The sequence below is a fragment of the Lacrimispora sphenoides genome (assembly GCF_900105215.1).
GTDB classification, from domain to species: domain Bacteria; phylum Bacillota; class Clostridia; order Lachnospirales; family Lachnospiraceae; genus Lacrimispora; species Lacrimispora sphenoides_A.
The window spans coordinates 631,356-653,535 of sequence record NZ_FOIP01000002.1 but is presented as its reverse complement, the minus strand read 5'-3'; the positions used below and the strand labels follow the sequence as shown (position 1 = coordinate 653,535).

General features: G+C 39.1%; 26 protein-coding genes and 1 pseudogene. 1 reads left to right on the top strand and 26 read right to left on the bottom strand.

Annotation, left to right across the window (positions count from 1 at the left end):
- Positions 1 to 277: 277 nt before the first annotated feature.
- Positions 278 to 505 carry a nitroreductase family protein gene (locus tag BMW45_RS29165; protein WP_416388674.1) on the bottom strand — a complete coding sequence of 76 codons (228 nt, stop codon included), beginning with the start codon at positions 503 to 505 and terminating at the stop codon, positions 278 to 280.
- Positions 506 to 648: 143 nt separating this feature from the next.
- Positions 649 to 1,053 (bottom strand): annotated as a pseudogene (locus tag BMW45_RS19835) (family 1 glycosylhydrolase); the annotation flags it as partial.
- A gap of 253 nt (positions 1,054 to 1,306) precedes the next feature.
- Between BMW45_RS19835 and BMW45_RS19830 the strand changes: the two are divergent.
- Positions 1,307 to 2,104, top strand: coding sequence for a helix-turn-helix transcriptional regulator (locus BMW45_RS19830; RefSeq protein WP_166433429.1), 798 nt, complete (start codon positions 1,307 to 1,309; stop codon positions 2,102 to 2,104).
- On the opposite strand, the gene BMW45_RS19825 is transcribed toward BMW45_RS19830, so the two are convergent.
- The 24 genes from BMW45_RS19825 to BMW45_RS19710 form a co-directional block, all read right to left on the bottom strand.
- Entirely contained in the window at positions 2,096 to 3,253 is a 1,158-nt protein-coding gene (locus BMW45_RS19825; protein WP_092248036.1) for a glycoside hydrolase family 88 protein, read from the bottom strand. The genes BMW45_RS19830 and BMW45_RS19825 overlap by 9 nt on opposite strands.
- Before the next feature lie 272 nt (positions 3,254 to 3,525).
- A complete protein-coding gene (locus BMW45_RS19820) occupies positions 3,526 to 3,801 on the bottom strand; it encodes a hypothetical protein (RefSeq protein WP_092248033.1) in 276 nt (91 codons plus the stop codon).
- Positions 3,802 to 4,213: 412 nt separating this feature from the next.
- A complete protein-coding gene (locus BMW45_RS19815; RefSeq protein ID WP_092248030.1) occupies positions 4,214 to 4,654 on the bottom strand; it encodes a hypothetical protein in 441 nt (146 codons plus the stop codon).
- The gene (locus tag BMW45_RS19810) at positions 4,651 to 6,174 is read right to left on the bottom strand and encodes a Y-family DNA polymerase (RefSeq protein WP_092248027.1); all 1,524 of its coding nucleotides are present in this window, start codon (positions 6,172 to 6,174) and stop codon (positions 4,651 to 4,653) included. The genes BMW45_RS19815 and BMW45_RS19810 overlap by 4 nt, the downstream gene beginning before the upstream one ends.
- Before the next feature lie 261 nt (positions 6,175 to 6,435).
- On the bottom strand, positions 6,436 to 7,248 hold the full coding sequence (gene ant(9), locus BMW45_RS19805) for an aminoglycoside nucleotidyltransferase ANT(9) (RefSeq protein WP_092248024.1): 813 nt from the start codon (positions 7,246 to 7,248) through the stop codon (positions 6,436 to 6,438).
- Between the two features lie 270 nt (positions 7,249 to 7,518).
- Entirely contained in the window at positions 7,519 to 7,770 is a 252-nt protein-coding gene (locus BMW45_RS29160) for a GNAT family N-acetyltransferase (RefSeq protein ID WP_416388673.1), read from the bottom strand.
- Positions 7,771 to 7,922: 152 nt separating this feature from the next.
- Positions 7,923 to 8,327, bottom strand: coding sequence for a GNAT family N-acetyltransferase (locus tag BMW45_RS19795; RefSeq protein WP_092248018.1), 405 nt, complete (start codon positions 8,325 to 8,327; stop codon positions 7,923 to 7,925).
- Positions 8,328 to 8,426: 99 nt separating this feature from the next.
- Complete coding sequence (locus tag BMW45_RS19790; RefSeq protein ID WP_092248015.1) at positions 8,427 to 8,948, bottom strand: dihydrofolate reductase family protein; 522 nt, start codon at positions 8,946 to 8,948, stop codon at positions 8,427 to 8,429.
- An 89-nt stretch (positions 8,949 to 9,037) separates the two neighbouring features.
- Positions 9,038 to 9,457: a MarR family winged helix-turn-helix transcriptional regulator gene (locus tag BMW45_RS19785; RefSeq protein WP_242883176.1), complete on the bottom strand. Its 420-nt coding sequence runs from the start codon at positions 9,455 to 9,457 to the stop codon at positions 9,038 to 9,040.
- Between the two features lie 366 nt (positions 9,458 to 9,823).
- The gene (locus BMW45_RS19780; RefSeq protein ID WP_025232302.1) at positions 9,824 to 10,285 is read right to left on the bottom strand and encodes a cupin domain-containing protein; all 462 of its coding nucleotides are present in this window, start codon (positions 10,283 to 10,285) and stop codon (positions 9,824 to 9,826) included.
- Between the two features lie 39 nt (positions 10,286 to 10,324).
- On the bottom strand, positions 10,325 to 11,410 hold the full coding sequence (locus tag BMW45_RS19775) for an ethanolamine utilization protein EutH (protein WP_092248012.1): 1,086 nt from the start codon (positions 11,408 to 11,410) through the stop codon (positions 10,325 to 10,327).
- 24 nt (positions 11,411 to 11,434) lie between these two features.
- Positions 11,435 to 11,707, bottom strand: a complete 273-nt coding sequence (locus BMW45_RS19770) for a EutN/CcmL family microcompartment protein (RefSeq protein WP_013272194.1) — start codon at positions 11,705 to 11,707, stop codon at positions 11,435 to 11,437.
- A gap of 13 nt (positions 11,708 to 11,720) precedes the next feature.
- The gene (locus BMW45_RS19765; RefSeq protein WP_092248009.1) at positions 11,721 to 12,338 is read right to left on the bottom strand and encodes a hypothetical protein; all 618 of its coding nucleotides are present in this window, start codon (positions 12,336 to 12,338) and stop codon (positions 11,721 to 11,723) included.
- A 5-nt stretch (positions 12,339 to 12,343) separates the two neighbouring features.
- Positions 12,344 to 12,979: an ethanolamine utilization phosphate acetyltransferase EutD gene (gene eutD, locus BMW45_RS19760; RefSeq protein ID WP_092248006.1), complete on the bottom strand. Its 636-nt coding sequence runs from the start codon at positions 12,977 to 12,979 to the stop codon at positions 12,344 to 12,346.
- Positions 12,980 to 12,989: 10 nt separating this feature from the next.
- Positions 12,990 to 13,727: a hypothetical protein gene (locus BMW45_RS19755; protein ID WP_092248003.1), complete on the bottom strand. Its 738-nt coding sequence runs from the start codon at positions 13,725 to 13,727 to the stop codon at positions 12,990 to 12,992.
- 92 nt (positions 13,728 to 13,819) lie between these two features.
- Positions 13,820 to 14,119: a BMC domain-containing protein gene (locus BMW45_RS19750; protein WP_013272190.1), complete on the bottom strand. Its 300-nt coding sequence runs from the start codon at positions 14,117 to 14,119 to the stop codon at positions 13,820 to 13,822.
- 59 nt (positions 14,120 to 14,178) lie between these two features.
- Positions 14,179 to 15,657: an acetaldehyde dehydrogenase (acetylating) gene (locus BMW45_RS19745; protein ID WP_025232297.1), complete on the bottom strand. Its 1,479-nt coding sequence runs from the start codon at positions 15,655 to 15,657 to the stop codon at positions 14,179 to 14,181.
- Positions 15,644 to 16,192: a BMC domain-containing protein gene (locus tag BMW45_RS19740; RefSeq protein ID WP_092248000.1), complete on the bottom strand. Its 549-nt coding sequence runs from the start codon at positions 16,190 to 16,192 to the stop codon at positions 15,644 to 15,646. The genes BMW45_RS19745 and BMW45_RS19740 overlap by 14 nt, the downstream gene beginning before the upstream one ends.
- Positions 16,193 to 16,203: 11 nt before the next feature.
- Positions 16,204 to 16,857, bottom strand: coding sequence for an ethanolamine utilization microcompartment protein EutL (gene eutL / locus BMW45_RS19735; RefSeq protein ID WP_092247997.1), 654 nt, complete (start codon positions 16,855 to 16,857; stop codon positions 16,204 to 16,206).
- Positions 16,858 to 16,887: 30 nt separating this feature from the next.
- Positions 16,888 to 17,793, bottom strand: coding sequence for an ethanolamine ammonia-lyase subunit EutC (eutC, locus tag BMW45_RS19730; protein ID WP_092247994.1), 906 nt, complete (start codon positions 17,791 to 17,793; stop codon positions 16,888 to 16,890).
- Positions 17,793 to 19,172, bottom strand: a complete 1,380-nt coding sequence (locus BMW45_RS19725) for an ethanolamine ammonia-lyase subunit EutB (RefSeq protein WP_025232293.1) — start codon at positions 19,170 to 19,172, stop codon at positions 17,793 to 17,795. The genes eutC and BMW45_RS19725 overlap by 1 nt, the downstream gene beginning before the upstream one ends.
- A 19-nt stretch (positions 19,173 to 19,191) precedes the next feature.
- The gene (eutA, locus tag BMW45_RS19720) at positions 19,192 to 20,622 is read right to left on the bottom strand and encodes an ethanolamine ammonia-lyase reactivating factor EutA (protein WP_092247991.1); all 1,431 of its coding nucleotides are present in this window, start codon (positions 20,620 to 20,622) and stop codon (positions 19,192 to 19,194) included.
- 28 nt (positions 20,623 to 20,650) lie between these two features.
- Positions 20,651 to 20,995, bottom strand: coding sequence for a BMC domain-containing protein (locus BMW45_RS19715; RefSeq protein ID WP_092247988.1), 345 nt, complete (start codon positions 20,993 to 20,995; stop codon positions 20,651 to 20,653).
- A 24-nt stretch (positions 20,996 to 21,019) separates the two neighbouring features.
- Positions 21,020 to 22,159 (bottom strand): 1-propanol dehydrogenase PduQ, encoded by a 1,140-nt coding sequence (locus tag BMW45_RS19710; RefSeq protein WP_092247985.1) that lies wholly within the window; start codon positions 22,157 to 22,159, stop codon positions 21,020 to 21,022.
- Between the last annotated feature and the right edge of the window lie 21 nt (positions 22,160 to 22,180).

Genomic DNA, 22,180 nt, shown 5'->3' with positions numbered 1-22,180 from the left:
CTGCCCTCCCTTATTAAAGGCACTTTATAAAGTATCTTTACTTTATCAGAAATTCAGCTGGTAGTCAAGGTAATTATATAGAAATTCTGTTCCTGCATTAGCTGCCTTTGCCTTAGAAAGGGTCTGTCTTTTACTATCGTTTGCAACTGCTCAATCTAAATGTTCCTTAATACGTTCTTATCGGGTGCCTGTATGGCGATCCCTTTTCTTTTATATGATTTAATACTCCCCTTATGTCATCTATCATTAGTGGTGTAAATTAAATCCCACAGTTTCATCACCATTTTTCGTATCTCACAATTTCATCCATCGATTTTCTAGGCCGCTGTTTTGGTACCTCGGCCCCATATCCAATCGTAATGATTCCGCACACATACTTATCATCCGGAATGCTCAGAATAGGTCTGACCACATCTTGCTCAAACCAGGCCGTCCAACAGGTCGCTAGTCCCTGATGTTCTGCTTCAAGCAATATATGTTCTATCGCAATTGCTGTATCCCGGATAATTTGTTTAAGCTCTGTTTCAGAGCTTCCCTATAAGATAAAAATAAAATAAAATAAAGTAAAGGTACATTTTCATCTGAAAACGTACCTTCTTACCTCCCAATCATTCAGATAACTGAGCGAGACTCATTTATCTGCGTTGTTTAATGATACACGCTTAAACCATTGGATGCAATTACTTCTCTATACCAATAAAAACTATCTTTTTTCATTCGTTTTAAAGTGCCGCAGCCAAAATCATCCCGGTCCACGTATATGTAACCATAGCGCTTGCTCATTTCTCCGATAGTTGCGCTGACCAGGTCAATGGGACCCCAGGTGATATAGCCAAATAGATCTACCCCATCTAAATCAACTGCGTCCATTGCTGCTCTGATATGCGCTTTCAGATAATCGATGCGGTATTGGTCATGGATCTTCCCATCCGGCGAAATCTCATCTTTAGCGCCAAAGCCGTTCTCAACAATCAGCAGCGGCTTTTGGTAACGGTCATACAGTTCATTAAGTGTAATTCTTAAACCGATGGGATCAATGCCCCACCCCCATTGATCAGTTTATGATAATACTTATTGACAAGCTCTTCAATTTCGATAACCATAGTTACATTCCTCCTTTGGATCAGATGGGCCATGATTATATTATACTATGCGTCGGAGGTATTACAACTAAAATATAGGAACTGGAAGCGGAATCGGAAGAACTGAAATCACAGTACTTCATTTATTCGTTACGCAGATTCCGGCTTCCCACCTATGTAAAAAAGCGTTATAATAAGGCTATCTCATGAAAAGGAGCCAGCAGATGATTTCTATTCTGAATTGCGGTTATGAATCCAGACATCAAAAACCATTTCACATGCTTCGCCCGGAAGGCTCTTCCGACTATACCCTTCTTGTAGTCAAATCCGAAGCCTTTTTTGAATACAACCATACTAATAGGAATCTCCCCGCCAATACGGTGATTCTTTATGACAAATATGCTTATGTCCATTACGGCTGCCGCACACCGGATTATAACGATGACTGGATCCACTTTGATCTGGGTGAAAAAGATCTTCCTTTTTTTATGGATTTAAAAATCCCATTCCAGACGCCGGTTACTTTATCTGATGCAGGGCAGCTTTCCGAATACAGCAGGCTGATCGTAATGGAAAAGCATTCCTCTCACCCTTTCCGGGTGCAGATTCTGGATTCCCTTATGAGGACTCTCCTTTTCACCCTCGCTTCCCAGATCCATGAAAAACCGGATAAAGCGTCTTCTCATAAATATTATGGGATCATGAACAGCCTTCGGGTATCGATTTTAAATACCCCTCACAGCAAATGGACCATAGATACCATGTCCCAGTCGGTCCACATGAGCCCCTCTTACTTTCAGCATCTTTATAAGGAGCTTTTCGGAACCTCCTGCATGCAGGATGTGATATCCGCCCGTTTAAAAAACGCCTGTTTCTATCTGCGGACCACGGAAATGTCCATCCAGTCCCTGGCAGGCTTTTGCGGATACGAAAGTGAATTTCACTTTATGCGGCAGTTCAAGAAATATAAAAACATGACTCCCAGTCAGTACCGCTCCCATTACAGGAACGTATCACCATAGGAAAAAATCCTGGCCTTTCAACTTAAACAAAGCCTCCATAAAGAAATAGTCCCCGTAAATAATAGGAAATTCATGTTCCTGGCTATGATAGGAACCGGTTCCCTTTTGGAGAATGGAATCATTTTCTTCCGTAAAAACACAGTGATTCTCATACAAAGCCCTTAACAGCTTTTCCGCTGCCTTGAAATACATATCCTGCTCCAGTTCCCCTGCCCGTCTGCCTATCTCGATCAACCCGCAGGCTGCAATGGCTGCCGCCGTATCATCACACCATGCAGGCTCCTTTGGCTGGCGAAAGTCCACCGGTATGATGCCGTCTTCCGGAATGGCTGCCATAAAATAATGGGCGATCTTTTTTGCAGTATCAAGGTATTCCTGTTTCCCGGTATGGTAAAAGCTCATAAGAAATCCATAAAGCCCCCATGCCTGGCCTCTTGTCCAGGAAGATCCTGTCTCATAGCCCTGTCCCCCGTAATCCCTTACCCGTTCTCCTGTAAAAGGATCAAACTCCACAATATGGCGTACTGAGCCATCCCCTCTTACAAAATGCTCCATCACCGTGTCCGCATGGAGCATGGCAATCTGTTTGAACCTGGGATCTTTTGTTTCCTCACTAGCCCAGTAAAGCAGAGGAATATTAAAGAGACAGTCAATAATCGCCCAGCCTCTTGTATCATCACTGTTTCCCGGTTTATCATTCCAGGCCCGTATAAAACGGCCGATGGGATTAAACCGCCCTGCTAACAGACTTGCGGCGTGAAGCCCTCTTTTTCTGGATTCCGGATTCCCGGTGAGACGGTAATCTGCCACAGCCGTCGGAAGGTACATAAAGCCAACATCGTGATGAAGGCCATAATAATCCTCAAAGCACTGATCCAGCTTTTCCTCTGAAATCCGGGCAATCTCCATATACCGTTCCTTACCGGTCTTATGATACATCTGCCACATCATGCCGCCCCAAAAACCATTACACCACCAGCTGATCCCATTATCTCCTGCTAATTCACTGCCTTTGCTCCGATCGTCATGAACGCCATTTACCGTGGTATAGGGAATTTTGTTTTTTGATTTTTCACTGACCCACTCCATCTTTTCCATGACCTTTAAAACAGCCTGGTCGATCCATGAACTTTCCTGTTCTTTACACATAAGCTTTTCTTTCCTTTCCATTTCAGAATATTATATTTTTGTGTCTGTATAGTATAATCTGTTATCTTTATACCCAAAGCAACGCAGCTTTACAATGTACGTTTCAGTTTAATACTGACTTATCCTGCTTTCTTATACATATCTAATTAAAGCTTAATCAGAGTGGCCCATCTACTGCTCGAAACTGCCTATAACTCCCCCATACTCAACTGGCTAAAACCCATAAAAAAAGGAGCTGTCCATATGACAACTCCTTCTTTCATAAAAATAAATCAATTTTCCTTATTGTCTTCTTTTATCCCGTCCGCTTCTTCTCCCGGACGTTCAAATTCTTTCCGCAGCAGCTTTTTCACAGACCATCCCACAAGCAATACCCCTACCACAAGGAATATGACCAGCGCTGTCATTTGAACCAGATTACGGACACCGAAAGACATGGAAAGCTCCGGTATCATCTGGAATCCAAGGTAAATCAGATAGCCTCCGCCCACAAGCCGCAGGGCCAGGGTGCTCTGAGACGGATTGGAGGAACCTCTTTTCTCACTCATTCGCATTCTCCTTTGATATAAATTTCACAGATTCCCTTTCAACGGCCTCCGAATCAAAGAGGTAATTCCCATCAAAGCATGGATTCTCTATTAGCTTTATCATATGTTCCATTCCCAGGGCCTCCATGGGATGGGGATTCCAGACAACAGGTTTGCCACCTCATCATGGACTCGGCAATGTATGGTGTGTTGATATCACCAGCATGTATGGAACAATCAGCTTTGGTAAGTTCAGCTATAACAGGCTCTCGCAACAGACCATGAGTATCGGATAAGATTGCAATCTGCTTCATGAAATTCTCTTTCTTAATTGTAATTTTGTTAATGATCTCAGTGCTTATAAACAATGATACTGTCAGACAGGATTATATAATTAACCCAACGGCTGAGTAAAGTCCTATTTATCCGTTATTCATTCATCAGACGAAAGGAACACCGTAGTTTCGAATATCTGCCCATCTATGCTAATTATTTCATCAATGGGAATCACTATGCCATCAGACATAACGACGACCCGTTCATATTTGTCTATCTTTTTGGCCGCACTGACAGCAGTAACATAGGTGCCGCCATTCTTCTTCCCATCCGGCTGAAAGTAAGTGATGGCAATTTCGGGTTGCTCTTTAAGCCGGTCTGCTATGATTTGAAGCTTATTGCTCAAAGCGTCCTTCATGGATTCGTCCAATTCTACCCTCTCATCAGTCAGCCTTGCAGTTTCTTTAATGGCGGCATCATAGCCGGTTAGTGCAGCGAAAGGGGAAAACTGAGCTGCCCGGTCAATGGCTGCCATATGGGGGTGAGTCGTAGAGACATGGTGGGGTAGATCGATGATATCGTCATATGCCTTCGTCATGCCTTGTGTCCTCCTATCTGCTTATTACGGTCTAATGTGGTAGCGCCTTCCTCCAGATTCATACCCTTTAGGATGGCGTTTTTTCCATATTTCTTTTTTATCTCCAGCATAGCTTTCTGCATACTTTTTTCACGTGCAAGCTCGGCTTCTTCCTCTTCTTTTTTTGCCTGGACAGCACTGTAATCCGTAAAGAGATCAAGCTGTTCAAAGTTATCTGATTTTTGAACGGTTTCCTCATCCACAACATGATTTGCTGTGATGTTGACTCTCCTGACAAGGAGGTTTTTGTCAACAATGCGCTCAAACAACTCCGTGACAGCATCCATGATCAATTTTGTAGAGGAGGTCTGTCTGCCAAGGTTTGCCGTACCATGCGCAGATTTCGGAACGGCACGTCCGTAGTGGTCGGTGGTAACCGCACCGTGGTATGAGTTCTTGATCTTCGGGTTTTTCAGATTTTCAATATCATATCCGACTGTCAAAACAAGCTGGTCGGTCACAAGCTTTTTATCTACCAAATCAAGTACCAGCAGATCGGTCATTTCCCATACAATCAGCTTTGCTTTATCAAAGGTATAGGCGCTTTGCAATACTTGTCCCGATCCAATACTGTTTGTGCTTGGTTTATACGCTTTAATATCGGCAATCGTGCATGGCTCCCACCCCCATGCATGGTCTATCAACAACTCCGCATTGATTCCGAACAATTTATACAATAAATCTTCTTTATAATATTCGTTGGACTTACCTATCGAGCATCTTGCAATATCTCCCATGGTAAAGAGGCCTTGTTCCTCCAGCTTCTTAGCATATCCCCTGCCAACACGCCAAAAGTCGGTTAAAGGCCGATGTGACCACAGCAGGCGTCGGTAGCTTATTTCGTCTAATTCTGCTATCTGAACCCCGTTTTGATCCACCGGAATACGCTTTGCCTGAATATCCATAGCAATCTTGCAAAGGTACAAGTTTGTGCCAATTCCCGCTGATGCTGTAATACCGGTCGTTTTAAGAACCTCCAGAATCATGTTTGTGACAAGCTCACGGGCCGAAAGATTGTAGGTGTTCAGATAATCGGTGGCATCGATGAATACCTCATCAATAGAATAGACATGAATATCTTCGGGCGCGATGTACTTTAAGTAGATATTGTAAATCCGTGTGCTGTACTCGATATAATGCGCCATTCTCGGTGGAGCAATAATATAGTCTAACGAAATACCCGGTGAGGATTTCAATTCCGTATCACTGAAAGAGGCACCGGAAAATGCTCGTTCCGGTGCTTCACGCAGCCGTACCGCATTTACTTCCCTGACCCTCTGTACGACCTCAAACAGCCTCGCCCTACCGGGAATCCCATATGCTTTGAGGGAGGGAGATACGGCAAGACAAATGGTTTTTTCGGTGCGGCTTGCATCAGCGACAACAAGATTCGTAGTCAACGGATCAAGCCCTCGTTCCATACACTCGACCGAAGCGTAGAAGGATTTTAAATCGATTGCAAAATAGGTTCTGTTCTTCATGTTTATTCTCCGGCCGCCTCCTTAACTTTATCATTTAAGACTATGTCTCTATCATAGTATGTACAACCGCAGCTTCAAAAGCTCCATATCAGTATAATTTTTTATATTGAATCTGTATTGATTATAACATAACACCTTTCATTTTTCGATGTTAAATTGGGGGAAGATAAAACTGATAAGACTGTCCCTGGATGTTCAAACAGGCCTGTTTTGTGTAAATAAAACAGGCCTGCCCTTTTCGTCTTATACCTAATTATACGTTTACTTAGTCACATCGGAATTATCTATGCTATCAAACAAATTTTCAATGGAGTTGTTCATAAAGGCAACAAGAGAAGTTATTTCAGCTTCTAAATCGCCCCAGCAATCTTCACATTCGCCCATATAGGCATTTCGAGCTATTTCAAGCAGCACAGCAAGATTTTGCGGAAGTCTGGGAATTGCCCATTCTGCTGCCATATCTTTTGAACAAATTTCGCCGGTGGCTATTGTAAACCACATTCTGGCTAATGTTAAAAGAACATTGCGTTCATCGCCTTTTACACCAGCAATCAAATTCGGTAAAGAACATCTGATTGCCTTTTGGATGTCATTCATTGATATGGGCTCTATTACTTCAATCGCTTCCGGTCCTTTCAACGATAAACTATGGCTTCTTGCCTGCCACAAGAGTATTGCCACGTCAGGGTCATAACATGCTTGAGGAATATCTCCTGCCTCCATTTGCTCCCTTAGCCATTCTCCATACATGAATTCACATTTAGGTGGAAACTGCCAGGGAATAATATCATCTTGATTGATTATAGTAACTTCAAGCGGCCTATTTAAATTTTTACATCCAATTTTGCCGGATAAAAGCATTAGGCGCTTAGTTAATTCATTTCTTGTTGCTTCTGTCAAATCTTGATTAACAATCATCAAAATGTCAACATCACTGTTAATGTGCAGGCCTCCAAGTATCGCTGAACCATACAGATATATTCCTATTATCTGATTTTCAAATAGATCTTCGATTGCTTCCGCTACCTGAAGGGCTTGATTTGGAACACTTTTAAGATTTATACTATTTGCCATATAAATTTCCTCCTTCAATCCCCAAATTGCCTGTATGGCATAATGCTAATCTATTTTCCAAGTCATTGCAGCTATCAGATATACCTTAAGTTTTTTACCAATACCTATTCCACGTCCCGTCGTAAAGCCTTGACTTGCTCCAGATCAGGACTGCATAAAGCTTCAAGATGGGTTATGACATTTTTTATATAGCAAATATTTTTATCTCTTCATTTGGGTAAATTGCATTTGGATCTGGTCCATATTGCATGAATATTTCCTCCTAACATCTTATCCTTGTTGACCGTTTTTCTGCTGCATACAATGTACTGTTACTTCAAATGATTCATTACCAGGCATTGCACCTGAACATGTTTCAGTGGTTTCAAACCCCATCGAGTTATATAATTGCAGTGCCGGACTGTTTCCAGCTAAAACTTCCAACTCAATTGGCCGCTGTACAGTGCTGTTCATTACATGCATTATTAAACTCTTTCCGACTCCCCTGCGCATCGACTCCGGAGACACATAGAGCCATGCAATTTCACTCTCTGAATATCCGACATATTATATTTCCTCCTTCACCCTGCTTTAAAATGTACCTTGATGTCAAAATAATTAATCAACTTTGCGTAGCTTTTCTATTCCAGTTAAATCGTTATTGACTTTATAGGTTCTAATCACCGCGCCTCCATCTAATTTTTAATGTTTTTTATTTGCATACCGACTGCAAATTTTTCAAGTCCTGCTTTCTTATAATACGGAACTAAGCTATCTTCGCAGAAAAGCTGCATATGTAAATTATTTTTAAGACTATGCGTTATCAATCTTTTACTTATTTCTGTTCCGATTCCCCGATTTCTAAAATTAGAATCAACACCTAACCCACATAAATAGGCATTAATAATCCCGTCTGAAACAATCCTGCCTGTTGCAACAAGTTTATCTCCACTGTACACATAAATAGAATACCAGCTTTGCATCATTGCAATTAACAACTGTTCGGGGGACAGCTCTAAAAAATCATTCCAGCCAAGATCCTCATAAAGAACATATAAATCTTCTTTTGCCGGGAACCTTGTTGTATATCTCAACTCCATACACTGCCTCCTATTATATAAACCATACATTCAAAAAACGTTTAGCCACTGGGCTGATTAAAAATCTAGGCCATAGCATTTTATTGCGCTGGTTTCCTTTTATCGTTTTGAGTAATGAAACACAGCAATTCCATCGCTAATGGTGTATTTATCAAGATGAAGCTGTATTGTCGGATTGTTTCCTAAAAACAGAGGGCGTCCCTTTCCAAGTATCGTCGGAATGATTCCCACAATATACTCATCAATAGCATTGGCCTTAACAAAGTGATCTACCAGACCGCCGCCTCCAAACAGAAATATATTTTTACCATTGTCCTTTTCCTTTTCAAATAAGCTGACAATATCGCCTCGGATAAAACGGATATTCCCCTCATCTTCTTTCTCTTCACTTGTAGCTACATAAACCGTTTTTGTTGGATACTCTTTCGCAAAACCCTGATCATAGCAGTTTTTGCCCATAACAATAATTTCTATGCCCGCAAGAAACTCTTCAAATTCACTTCTTTCTGCTGTATCAATAGAGGTATCGCCTTGTCCAACAATCCAGTCAAAGCCTCCGTTTTCATCAGCAATATATCCGTCAATGCTGATGGCTAAGTTCATAATAATTTTTCCACTCATTGTATCTACTCCTTTTGCATCGTGTGTTGGCACAGTGGATTCGGAACCGGGTCTAGCCACAGGTAGACACCCATATAATCCTGTAAGTGTTACTTTTCAATTCCATTTATATAATCTGCCATAAAATTTAGTACTTCCGTGAAAATAGCTTTTTTATCCTCGGAAAATGCCTTTTCTACTGCAGCCAGTACAGAATCCGCTTTTGTACTTTGGCTGCTCTGCTTTACTCTATCGGATAATGAGATGTAAAAGAACCGCTTATCTTGTGTAGACTGGACTTTTTGAATAAGCCCCAACTCTTCCAGCTCATTTACCTTTTGAGTCACGGCAGGACGGGAAAGTCCCAATGTTTCTGCCAGTTCGCTGACCGTCGTTTTTTCTCTGTGTCCAATGATAAACAAATGCAGAATATTGATATAACTGGTTTCTTTGCCCCAATCGCTATGTTTCATTTCGTTATATTGATCCATGTCGATAGCCCGCATGAATCGCTCAAATGCTTCTCTCAAGAATACCTCCAAATATAATAGTTTCAAATACAAAACTATTATATCACTCATAAAAAAAATCATCAAGTAGTTTCGTTTTTGAAACTACCATTCAAAGAACTTAACAAATATAACTCCAGCAACCATCAAAACGCCCAAAGTGATCCAGGTGTTTTGGCGGCTACCTGCTTCGCCACAATTATGCTATGTAAATAAAAAGAGTGTGCGAATAGCCCCTACTCTTTTCATAAAAAGATTGGGCAGTATTCCAACACAAAAAGCTTCTGTTTTGCTTATAGATACTGCCTCGTAAATTTTCATCATACCATGAATAAATTAGAATAAATAATAGTTTGGGTATACGGACTATTTCCACTATTTGCCTTTTTATTTATTTTGCCAATCAGCCGGATAAGTCACATAGATAAATCTTGCCTTTCCTTCAACGGAAAACTGAATCCTTGATCCACTTGGAATCAAAATCAATTCTCCTGCATTGGCAGTTATACGACGGCCATCTATGATAATAGTTAAAGTTCCTTCGATGATATAATCAATTTCATCATACCCTAACGTCCAATCGAAGGTAGTATTTTCCATTACCATTAGTCCACAACCTAGTCTGGGACTTTCAGAAAGTGACACTAAATCCTTTGTATACACTTTATGATTCGGGTTGCCTGTGTCCAATCGGTCTTCTTCACTTACAGAAAACAGTGGCAACGAAATGGACATTACACCACTAGAGTCAACATGCCTCTTTGAAGAATCATTTAACTTATTGCTGTATTCTTCCATTATAATACTACGAACTAGCTTTTCAATTTCTGATCTGTCTATATTCAACATCTTACCTCCATCCGTACTTAAATCTCCATCGTATTCTCTTTATTCAATCCTAAATACACGTTTAGATAAAAATATGGCAACAAAAATAGCAGAAATACCACCGACTAGCTTGCCAATAATCATTGGAGTAATCAACTCTGGGGCAACACCGGCTGTAAATCCTAAATGGTCACCAAATGTAAAAGATGCTGAAACTGCAAAAGCGATATTAATCACCTTTCCACGTTTATCCATATCTTTTACTGTTTGGAACATGGCAATATTATTTGCAAGAGATGCAATAAGACCTGCTGCTGCAATATCATTCATTCCTAACAGATGGCCTAGTTTCATCAATGGTTTCTTGAATATCTTCGTGATCAAGAATACCAATCCATAAGCACCAGCTAAAGTAATGGCAATACCACCAACTGTCTGGAATCCAACTTCAAGGGTATCTTGATTTTCAAATACTTTGATACCTAATAGTAAGTCTAATCCTCCAATTGCCAACCCAATAGCTCCAACAGCCACTATTACTTTCCCAAATACATTGAACCCTTTAATCATACCTTCAGGGATTTTAAATAGTCCAATTGAAATTAAAATCGCCACAACTATGATAGGTATTAAATTCATAAAGACTTTAACGATTGGCATACCCATCATGATTCCTGAAACTAATGCTCCAATTGGAATCGTCACAATCCCACATAATACTCCTTGTGCCAGATACTTTGTATCTTCGTTACTGATAATCCCCAATCCAACTGGGATTGTAAATACAAGTGTTGCTCCCATCATGGCACCTAAAATACCACCTGAGAAAAGAACAATTAATGGGTCAGAAGTCATTTGTTGCGCCAAGAAAAACCCACCCATATCATTTGCTAATAGAGTTCCTGCAAACATTGCCGGATCTGCTCCTAACACTTTGTAAACAGGAACAATGATAGGACTTAGCCAGTCCGATAACTTCGGTGCTAAAACAATGATACCAGCCATTGAAAGTGCTAAGGAACCCATAGCCAGTATACCTTCTTCAAATTGTTTACCTAAACCAGTTTTATTGCCCAGTGAACGGTCGATTGCACCTATGACCATTATAATTACCATAAGCCAAATTATAATCTCATTAATACTCATTCATTTCACTCCATTCAGTTTTTATCATTCCTTTGGATAGTCCACAGTGTCTATAATACCGACAATAACCATATCAACAGGAATACTTTTACCATCAAAAGATAGACGGCCAGAGCTGCCAGTCGTAATCAGTACAGATTCTCCAATGCCCGCACCTACATGATCAACTGCAACAACCAAAGCAGGATCAGCCTCATGTTCGTTTCGTTGTTTTTCAATAAGCAGGAACTTTAAACCATTTAACTTTTCATCCTTGCGAGTAGCCCATAAGCTGCCAACAACTTTTCCAATGAACATAGCATGCTCCTTTCTATACGATCTCAACACCTAAATCTCGTAAATAATCCCTGGCCAATGCTGTAACAATGATGTTCCTATCTGTTTCAAAGATGTCTCCTGCATGTAAGTTCAGTTTTCGCACTTTTGCTATGGTAAGAAGCTCTTTCCTATCACTCTTATTAGTTATATCTTTTACTTCCTGATTGATCGTTTCATTTATCTTTTCAAAATGCTTTAACGGAAGTATAGAAGCACCATATCTTACCAATTGGTTTTTATAATTCTCAAGGACCTGCAGCAATGCTCGCGGGGCCACATGCTGACTTGCATGAAGTTCCATTCCTTCTTCTAAGAAAAAAACTTTCTTCTTATTTAATAAACGTTGAAAAATAATAACTTCATCTTCTGTTTGAGGAAGTCCCAGTGCAATGCGGTTCATATTTAAAATAGTTAGTTCAGTAACGATTACTATATCCGTATCAGATTCATCTTTTACAGAAGCTATTTCATAGCCTCTATTTTCATAGTAAGTCCGAATACTTGAATATTCTTTCCCTAAAAAAACAACGGTCTTTCTATGTTCTTCCTTCTGCAAACGTTGTATGATAATATCAGTGATTTTTTGCACTATTATCTCATTATTGTCCATCCATATCACCTCTTAACAATACACCCACGAACACCCTTACTATGACCACAAGCATTTGCTTCATCATAATCAATGTGCATATAAGTCTCAAACTTGGGACTTATTCTCACCATAACATCCTCAAATATAAGTGGTCTTTTACTAAACACTTGAACAGATACTCTCTCTTGATCTTTAACACCTAACTTTACAGCATCTGTATCTTTTACATGAATATGGCGTTTTGCAACTATAACACCTCTATCTAAAACAATAGTCTTAGAGCCTTTCCTCACAATAATCCCTGGAGTGTTATCAATATTACCACTTAATTGAACTGGCGCATTTACACCTAGCGAACGTGCATCTGTTAATGAAACCTCCACTTGACAGTTTTTTCGCTCTGGTCCAAGAATTATAACATCGTGAATCGTGCCTTTAGGTCCTTCAATACTCACTCGTTCTTCTGATGCAAATTCGCCTGGCTGAGATAAATACTTCGTTGGGTGTAATTGATACCCCGCACCAAAGAGGGTATCGATTGCCTCCCGATCCAGATGGATATGGCGTCCACTTGCTTCAATTTCAAAAGATTGATCCATTACTTCTTGTATACGAGAGACAACTGTATCTACAATTGTATCAATACTATAATTAGTCATATTATCACCCCTATTTTACTGAATTTTCTTTCATCTGCACCATCAGAATCCAACAATAATCCTTCAAAGTAGTTGCAATCGAAATGCATTTTATATAATCCTCAAGTTTCAGGCCTTCCTTCATTTCTTTCGCAATAAAATGTTCTAATTCTTGTAAATATGCATGTAACTCAAATAAAGCAATGACACATTCTTCATCTTTATAGGTTGGAATAAAGGAACCTTCTGGATATTTACTGTCAATGTATGGCCTTTTGTCTTCCAATAACTTTTCAATTTCCTGTACCAGATCTAACCTGTATGAAGCTAAAGTCTCCATTGTTATTGTCTTGACTACCATTAGAATAGTATTTAAAGCATCTGCCAGCTCCGTATTTCCTATACAGTGACTTTTCTTTTGTAAAGTCACTATATGGCTTATTGTAATATTAATTTTAATTCCAAATTGATAAGTTAAGTGACTTTTCCACATAACTTGTCCATTTCCATTGATATATATTAAAACATCTTGGATATTTTTTGCATTTGGGGGTTCCTTTGCTTGCAACTGGGTCATCGGGAATACTGCTTCTTGAGTCTTAGTCTCAGATGCTTCTGGTATTTTCATATATTCAATCGTGATATCCTTTAAATATTCTTTTGCAGAAGGTGTAATCACAGTCCCAGGTTCTAAAATTAAGACTTTTGTTTCTTTTAAGTTCGTCGTACGTAGCAGTCTTTTTATTTTACTTTCCGTTAAAATGGCCATTAGTACTCACTTCCCCTCGATAAAGTAAAGGCTGGGCATATCCTTTTATTATGCCTCAGCCTCACTTTAAATCTTGCAACTTTAAGCGTTCATCATGAGTTCGAAGCCTGTGAATCGTATTTTGGCAGGATTACATCTACTTCCATATGTGGACGTGGAATTACATGAACAGATATTAATTCACCAACTGCTTCTGCAGCTGCAGCTCCAGCATCTGTTGCGGCTTTAACAGCTCCTACATCCCCACGAACCATAACCGTTACCAGTCCGCCACCTACTTGTTCTTTTCCAATTAACGTTACATTTGCTGCTTTAACCATTGCATCTGCTGCCTCTACTGCAGCTACCAATCCTTTTGTTTCAATCATTCCTAATGCGTTTGTATTAGCCATTGTATCTTCCTCCTAGATTATATTTTTATTTTGTTATTAATGATTGTGCTGCTCTTTGCTTATTTTAGCTTTTGCAGAACACGTTCTACGAGTAAATCGATTAATTGATCCTTATTAAGTCCCAAGTCTTCAACAGCTTTCTCACTAACATCTCCAAATTTATCTTCTCCACGTATTTCATCTAATGTCCTAACGCCATATACAACCCGGCGAAGATTAAATAAATTCTGTGGGCCAACATTGTCAGAAGTAGAACTACCTCCTACAGCTCCACAACCTAGCGTCAAGGCAGGTCTAAGGTTAGTCGTTGCTCCGATTCCGCCTAATGTAGCCGAACAGTTTATAAGTAGTCGGGAAACCGGTACTTTTAAGGCAAAATCTTCTGTAATTTTATTGTTTGCTGTGTGAATAACCATCGTGTGTCCTGCGCCTTCAAAGTTTAAAATCTTGATGCTTAAATCACGGGCTTCTTCCCAGGTATTTACCGTATAGAAGGCTAAAATTGGTGATAATTTTTCTCTTGAATACGGTGCAAGATCACCAACACGTGTTTCTTCGGCAATAAGAACTTTTGCATCTTCTGGTACAGAAATACCAGCTAATTCAGCAACAACCTGCGCCGTCCTTCCAACGATCTTAGGATTCATTGTACCGTTTGGTCTTAGAATATACTTTTCAAGTTTCAGTGCATCATTTTTTGATAAGAAATAACCACCTTGTTTCTTGAATTCCGAAATCACTTTTTCTCTACTGATTTCTTCAACAATAATCGACTGTTCCGATGCACAAATTGTACCATTATCAAATGTCTTAGATTCAAGAATAAGCGCAACTGCTTTCTGGATATCTGCACTACGTTCTATAAATGCAGGTCCATTCCCTGGCCCTACTCCAATTGCCGGTGTTCCAGAGGAATATGCTGCACGTACCATTGCAGAGCCACCAGTAGCAAGAATCAAATTTGTATTTTCATTTTTCATTAATTCATTAGTTGCCTGTGTTGTAACTGTTGTAATTACACTAATAGCACCATCTGGTAAACCAACGCTTTTTCCTGCTTCATTTATGATGCGAACTGTTTCCTTGATACAATTTAATGCACTTGGATGAGGTGAAAATACAATCGCATTCCCTGCCTTAATGCTTATTAGTGCCTTATAGATCACTGTTGATGTCGGATTTGTTGAAGGAATAAGGCCTGCCACGACTCCAACAGGAACAGCTACTTCCATATATTTTGCTTCTATATTGTTTGTGATTATACCTACTGTCTTCATATCTTTTATCGAATTTAATAAATCTCTTGATGCAAAGGCATTTTTAAGGACCTTGTCCTGCCATTTTCCAAACCCGGTTTCTTCTTGTGCCATTTTAGCCAGCTTTAAACGATTGTCAAAAGCTGCTTTTGCCATAGCCTTACAAATAGTGTCGATTTCTTCTTGAGATAACTTGGCTATTTCTATTTGCGCTTCTTTTGCTTTCTTCAGTAAATCCCTGGTTTCTTGAACTGAAACAAGATCTTTATCAATCAATCCCATTATGCTTAACTCCTTTATCCAGCAATGTTTCAATAAGCACTGCTTTGTTAGCAGATTTAATTTCTGACTTCTTTATGGTAGAAAGATTTGATTTATATGCAAGTGAACGTAAATCGGTCACTCTCATTTTTTCCAGCCGTTCTTTATCAAAGGATGAATCTACATCTTTCTCTATTACTTCTACAATCAGTTGATTTGATTCATTTGATTCATTTGATTCATTTGTATCATTTGTTTCCGAAGGATTACCTTCCTTTTTACCAAATGATTTCATCAACATCTGCTCAACTTGGTCATCCAAGCGTGGGATAACATGACTACTGATAAGACAATTCTTATCTGCCACAGCAACTTCACCTGCCTTAATCGCTGCTTTGACTGCCGCAATATCTCCAATAATATGAATTGTTGTCAATCCTCCACGGATTGTTTCACTTCCAAGTAGAATTACATTTGCCTCCTTTACAGCTGCATCTGCTGCCAGGATTGCTCCTAATTTTCCACGTACTTCAATTAAACCTAAAGCTTTAGCCATATGAATGCCGCCTAGTAACTAGTTGGGTTGTCAGCAACAGCTTCTACAGCTTTAGCAAATGATTCACATGCTGATCTACAAGCAGATTGAGACCCTGTTAGTAATGCTCCTGCAAAGTTTGTTTCAGATGGCGGCCCATAAAATACACTCATTTTTACATCAGCAGCTTTCAAAGCCGAATCGATAGCCACCATTGCTTCAAGCGGTGGTGCTATTAAATAAGCAATGGCTTCTCCTTCTGTCACATTAGCTCCTTTCGAAAGATAAGAGCCAGTTCTCGATACACAATGGGCAAAATAAATGATTGAGTTATCATCATTAGCACTATAAAAGCTAGCTTCGTTATTTATTACCTCAATCGCACGATCCAGGCCACTTCGTACCTCTGCCGGACTTGGACCAGCTAAAATACCGATAACTTCTCCTGCTAATTTTGTAGAAGCATTCGCTGCTCCGGCATACATACTTCTTGCATATACAACTGCTACATCAGATGCCTTCGTTGCTTCATCTAATGCCACATAGGTTACATCATCAGAATCAGAAGTAATAATTCCTAGACTTTTTTGATTTGATGCTAATTTTAATTCCTTTGCCAATCCATCATCAACATTGGGAATGATTTTTACGCTTAGAACATTTGCACCTAATCGTTCGTTTTTCATTAGGAAACCTCCTTTTAAATCAAACGGTTTTTATTTTTCTTTCAAATCTAGCCCAGACACTTTTTTATCTAACATTCTCTTGATAATTTCAGCAATATATGCTCCAGCTTCAACTGCCGGGGTTCCTTGTCTGTGAATATTGGAAACGACTGTCCTTCTTGCTTCTGGCATACCAACGGTTGGTTTATATGCGATATACGCACTCATAGATTCTGCAGTAACAAGACCTGGTCTTTCTCCAATAAAAAGACAGACGACTTCAGCTCCTGTTGCTTCACCAATTGGATCCATAGCTGGGACGCGGCAATGTTTTATAAAAACAACCTGTCCAAAGTCAAGTCCAAACATCTTGAGTCCTTGTTGTAAAGAAGGTAAAACATCTCTGATATTTGCCTCTATTGCTGCTGAACTTAAACCATCACCAACGATAACTTGAACTTTCTGATTTGGTTTCACCGCATTTTTTATTGTATTTATTGCTTCATTTGAAAACTTACGGCCCAAGTCCGGACGAGTAACATATTCGTCTTTATCCTTGCATTCTGTAGCAACCTCTACAAATCCCATCTCTTTAATTAGATCTTCATTCACATAGGAGAATACAGCATCTTGGGCAGCAGCATGGTCAGCACGGAATCGAAGACTAGGCTCCGTTAAATATCTTGTACCTGTCCTCCACAATCCCAGGCGAGCTGGTGTATAGGATTTCATTTTTAAATAACCCTCTTTATCTGCTGCATTTGGAACTAAAAATTGCTTGCGTATGTCTACTTCTGTAATATCTGGTATAAATCCCTCTTCCACTACACAGGACTTTGCAGATTGCTTGGTGCTTACAGTTGCCTCTTTTGATGGACCATTTGTAACTGGCGGCACTTCATTTACCATTTCATTTAAAATCGATTTAATCATTTCTTTTAAGTTTAATTCGTCCATTAGTTATCCCTCCTCTGCTTCAAAAATACAGATGCATCGCCAGCTTTAGAAGTTAAATGTCCATTATCGCTGAACCCCATTTTTTCTAACCATTGGTCAAATTCTTTTATTGTTCGTTTGTTTAATAATTCTCTAATGGAAGCACCTTCTTGGTACCCTGTGGTTTGATAATTCAACATAATATCATCACCATTTGGAATAGACATAATAAAGTTTACACCAGCTGTTGCAAGTAAAACTGTTAAGTTCTCAGCATCATTTTGATCTGCCTTCATATGGTTCGTGTAACAAACATCGCACCCCATAGAAATACCAGTTAATTTACCCATAAAATGATCCTCCAGACCTGCACGGATCACCTGCTTGGAGTCATACAAATACTCTGGTCCAATAAATCCAACAACTGTATTAACAAGGAATGGATCAAAATACTTTGCAAATCCATAACATCTGGCTTCCATCGTCAGCTGATCTACACCATTATGAGCATCAGATGAAAGCTCAGAACCTTGTCCTGTCTCAAAGTACATAACATTCGGACCAACTGCCGTACCTAGCTTCAAAGCCATGTCCTTTGCTTCTGAAAGCATCTTTGCCGTAATTCCAAAAGCTGTATTTCCTTTTTCAGATCCTGCAATCGATTGGAATACCAATCCTGTTGGTGCTCCTTGTTCCATTGCTTCCATCTGAGTCGCTACGTGAGCTAAAACAACATGTTGTGTTGGTATTTCCCACTCGTTAATAAAATCATTGAATTTATGAAGAATACGCTTTACACTTTCTGTTGTGTCGTCTACTGGGTTTAGACCTATGACTGCATCACCAGATCCCATAGATAGACCTTCCATAACGGAAGCCATGATACCATCCACATTGTCAGTCGTATGATTTGGCTGCAGACGGGTTGAAAAAGTTCCAGGGATACCAATTGTCGTATTTGCAGTCTTAGTTACTATGATTTTCTGAGCACCTACTATCAAATCCAGGTTGGACATAATTTTAGCAACTGCTGCAACCATTTCAGAAGTTAAACCATTTGATATACGATGAATGTCATAGTTTGTCGTATTGCAATCTAAAATCCATTCTCTTAATTCAGCCACTGTCCAATTTTTAATCTTTTCATAAGTTCTAAGATTCACATGATCAATAATAATGCGTGTTACCTCATCCTTTTCATATGGCACAGCAGGGTTGTTAAATAAATCTGAAAGCGTTAAATGTGATAAGACAACTTTAGCTGCGACTCTTTCTTCCGCGCTGCCTGCTGCAACTCCAGCTAATTTATCCCCCGATTTTTCTTCATTTGCCTTCCCCATAACTTCCATTACAGATGAAAATTGATAGGTTTTGCCAAAAAGTTTTGTTTTTAAAATCATTGTGCAACTCCTTTTATCATTAATTAAATACTAATGTCTTTACGATTACTGGTAAAACAGAGCCTTCTGCAATCGGCATTCCGATATCGATATAATCTCCATTTCGTACATGAACACTATCAATGCATACAAAAGGATAATCCTTTGGAAGATGTGCATAAAGGCTATGTCCTAATGCCTTAGCCATGTCTTCTTTTACTATAATAACAAGTGGCAATTTCTCCTTAATCAACAAATCTAAACCTTTTATCATTTCTTTAGCCAGGCCTTGAATAAACTGGAAGGAAGGGCTATGTGCACCTTCTATCCCTAAACCAATCGTTTGTACTTCTCCATCCACCATAAACCATTTTACTTTTTCTTCAATAATATTCCCTAAATTCCCACTATTATTGGCACTTTCATCATCTTTCGATAATTGTAAGATAGGGATATTCTTAAGTGGAAGTATTTCCTCTTTATAGGTGATTGTACTTCCAGAAACATCAGTGGTGTGCGATCCTGCTCCTACTACAGTTGCACGAATAGTTTCTACAGTTGGAATCAACTTAAGGGCAGTCATAAGGAGGGAACCACTTATTTTCTTACCTAACAAAAGTCCAATATCACCATATTTAAATGGATTTTGTAAATTTTCTTTTGTAATACCATCTGCTACGCCACCCGAAAATGAAATACATTTCATTTGAAGCTTTGTGTTCAATGCTTTGTTGGTTATCAACAAGTCAAAATAAGGACTCTTATTCCCTAATCCAATGCTATTTTCCAGTACTTGTACAAATATATCTAAGAGTTTATCTAATTCCTTAAGATTTATCTTTTCATCTAGGTGAATATCTAAAGCTTCTCTTTGAATGATCTCCTTCACTTTGGGTGAAATATAACGAATGATTTCATTTGTGTCCACCTTTATCAAGCGGCCTCCAATATCAAAGCAAGCCGTATCCTCAACATCTCCATCGTTAAATACTACTAGATTTGTTGTCCCCCCTCCTATATCAAAGTTTACCGCCGTTGTGTATTGGCTTTCTGAATAGGAATAAGTCCCTGCCCCTTTACCAGCGATAATACTCTCTAAATCAGGACCAGCCGTTGCCACAACAAAATCTCCAGCAAAACCACTTAAAGCTTTAGCAACTGCCTGGGAATTCTCCTTTCGAACTGTTTCCCCAGTTATAATGACAGCCCCGGTCTGAATATCTGCTTTTGTAATACCTGCTTTTTTGTATTGCTGCTCTACAAATGCCTTTATACCATCGGAATCAATTAGATTGTTTTCTAATATAGGAGTAAAGATAATATCACTCTTAAATATCACCTTTTTATCCTTAATGGAAACCCTTGGAATTGTAAAAACTGATGCTATATTTTCAATTGAAAGCTCTGATAAAATTAATTGTGTTGTTGATGTTCCAATATCGATACCAACGCTTAATAACGTTTCAGTCATCTTATCTACTCCCTTTGAATATGTTTCATTAAGTGCTAGATAAAGGTACAACTGTAAAATCTAAAAGACTTTCCATGGTTTTTAAAATGTTTTCTAAAGCAATCTTAACCGAGGAAACATCCCCAATGATAACCACTGCACCTGAAAACCTGTCAACAAAACCAATTTCAACTTCAGCGGCTTTTGTTGCTATATCAACAACGATAATCGCTGCTTCACTTGGTGTTATCGTTAAAATACCGACTGCTTCATTTCCAGATTGTGCTATCCCAATCTTTTGATATAATTCTGTATCAGGTTTTGCAATAACATGTGCAACGGTGATTTGTTTACCAGGAACATATTCCTGTATAATTCTCTCATTTACAGCCAAGTAATCACCTCATTTAATCATAATTTATATAAATGATTTCCCTAGAACGCTAATTATATCCTCTTTCGTTGGAACGATAGGGTTTGTTGCTGTACAACGATCTGCAAGAGCAGCTTCTGCTATTACATTTTTATCTGATTCAAATTGATCCTTGTTCACCCCCCATTCAGAAAGACTCTTTGGAATTGAAAGTGCCTTTTCAAGTGCAAGGATTGCGTTAACTAAACTTCGTACACCCATTTGTGGATTTCCAGCATTTAATCCTAAGAATTTAGCTATTTTAGAATAACGACTTGCAACAGGGGTAGTATTTTTACTGTAGTTTCCTTCAATAATTCCTGCATTATAACGAATAATATTTGGCAATAAGATACCATTTATTCTTCCATGTGGAATATGCCAACGTGCTCCTGCTGCATGTGCTATGCCATGGTTTAACCCAAGTGATGCTATATTAAAAGCCATTCCTGCCATTGTTGATGCTATATGCATTTTTTCACGTGCTACTTTATCATTTCCATCTTTATAAGCTCTCTCTAAATAAGTGAATACATAGCATATGGCTTTTTCACTTAAGGCATCAGAGATATCATTGGCTTTAGTAGAAACATAAGCTTCTATCGCGTGAGTAAGAACATCAATACCCGTATCAGCAGTTTGCTTTGGTGGTAAACCTGCAACAAGACCAGAATCTAAAATAGCCTCATCTGGCAATATTTGATCCGTAACCAAAGGATATTTTGTTCCCTTTTCAGCGTCAGTGATAATCGAAAAATTCGTAACCTCTGAACCTGTTCCACTTGTTGTAGGGATCGTGACAAATCGTATCCCACGAAATCTATCCGTCAATTTGCCAAAATAGAGCATAGCTTTTGCTGCATCAATCGCAGAGCCACCGCCTATTGCTAATAAAATCGTGGCTGAAAAACCTTTGCTGGATTCTAACCCGGCAACAATGTTATCAATTGGGGGATCTGGAATAACTTCAGAAAACACCATTGTTTCAGTGCTGCTATCAATATAACTTTTAATATGTGAAAGTAACTCTGATGAAGCAATAAAAGAATCTGTTACTATCAAAATCTTTTCATTCTTAAAATCTGACAATCGTTTCAAGCTATCTTCACCAACGTACAATGTTGTTCCAAATCTTATTTCTTGCATAGCATACTCCTCCTTTCTAAT

What these genes read in the sequence shown, in the direction of transcription:
- BMW45_RS19830 (WP_166433429.1), top strand. Translation starts at nt 1,307, where the DNA reads ATGATTTCTATTCTGAATTGCGGTTATGAATCCAGACATCAAAAACCA.
- BMW45_RS19825 (WP_092248036.1), bottom strand. Translation starts at nt 3,253, where the DNA reads ATGTGTAAAGAACAGGAAAGTTCATGGATCGACCAGGCTGTTTTAAAG.
- BMW45_RS19820 (WP_092248033.1), bottom strand. Translation starts at nt 3,801, where the DNA reads ATGAGTGAGAAAAGAGGTTCCTCCAATCCGTCTCAGAGCACCCTGGCC.
- BMW45_RS19815 (WP_092248030.1), bottom strand. Translation starts at nt 4,654, where the DNA reads ATGACGAAGGCATATGACGATATCATCGATCTACCCCACCATGTCTCT.
- BMW45_RS19810 (WP_092248027.1), bottom strand. Translation starts at nt 6,174, where the DNA reads ATGAAGAACAGAACCTATTTTGCAATCGATTTAAAATCCTTCTACGCT.
- BMW45_RS19795 (WP_092248018.1), bottom strand. Translation starts at nt 8,327, where the DNA reads ATGGAGTTGAGATATACAACAAGGTTCCCGGCAAAAGAAGATTTATAT.
- BMW45_RS19790 (WP_092248015.1), bottom strand. Translation starts at nt 8,948, where the DNA reads ATGAGTGGAAAAATTATTATGAACTTAGCCATCAGCATTGACGGATAT.
- BMW45_RS19780 (WP_025232302.1), bottom strand. Translation starts at nt 10,285, where the DNA reads ATGTTGAATATAGACAGATCAGAAATTGAAAAGCTAGTTCGTAGTATT.
- BMW45_RS19775 (WP_092248012.1), bottom strand. Translation starts at nt 11,410, where the DNA reads ATGAGTATTAATGAGATTATAATTTGGCTTATGGTAATTATAATGGTC.
- BMW45_RS19770 (WP_013272194.1), bottom strand. Translation starts at nt 11,707, where the DNA reads ATGTTCATTGGAAAAGTTGTTGGCAGCTTATGGGCTACTCGCAAGGAT.
- BMW45_RS19765 (WP_092248009.1), bottom strand. Translation starts at nt 12,338, where the DNA reads ATGGACAATAATGAGATAATAGTGCAAAAAATCACTGATATTATCATA.
- eutD (WP_092248006.1), bottom strand. Translation starts at nt 12,979, where the DNA reads ATGACTAATTATAGTATTGATACAATTGTAGATACAGTTGTCTCTCGT.
- BMW45_RS19755 (WP_092248003.1), bottom strand. Translation starts at nt 13,727, where the DNA reads ATGGCCATTTTAACGGAAAGTAAAATAAAAAGACTGCTACGTACGACG.
- BMW45_RS19750 (WP_013272190.1), bottom strand. Translation starts at nt 14,119, where the DNA reads ATGGCTAATACAAACGCATTAGGAATGATTGAAACAAAAGGATTGGTA.
- BMW45_RS19745 (WP_025232297.1), bottom strand. Translation starts at nt 15,657, where the DNA reads ATGGGATTGATTGATAAAGATCTTGTTTCAGTTCAAGAAACCAGGGAT.
- BMW45_RS19740 (WP_092248000.1), bottom strand. Translation starts at nt 16,192, where the DNA reads ATGGCTAAAGCTTTAGGTTTAATTGAAGTACGTGGAAAATTAGGAGCA.
- eutL (WP_092247997.1), bottom strand. Translation starts at nt 16,857, where the DNA reads ATGAAAAACGAACGATTAGGTGCAAATGTTCTAAGCGTAAAAATCATT.
- eutC (WP_092247994.1), bottom strand. Translation starts at nt 17,793, where the DNA reads ATGGACGAATTAAACTTAAAAGAAATGATTAAATCGATTTTAAATGAA.
- BMW45_RS19725 (WP_025232293.1), bottom strand. Translation starts at nt 19,172, where the DNA reads ATGATTTTAAAAACAAAACTTTTTGGCAAAACCTATCAATTTTCATCT.
- eutA (WP_092247991.1), bottom strand. Translation starts at nt 20,622, where the DNA reads ATGACTGAAACGTTATTAAGCGTTGGTATCGATATTGGAACATCAACA.
- BMW45_RS19710 (WP_092247985.1), bottom strand. Translation starts at nt 22,159, where the DNA reads ATGCAAGAAATAAGATTTGGAACAACATTGTACGTTGGTGAAGATAGC.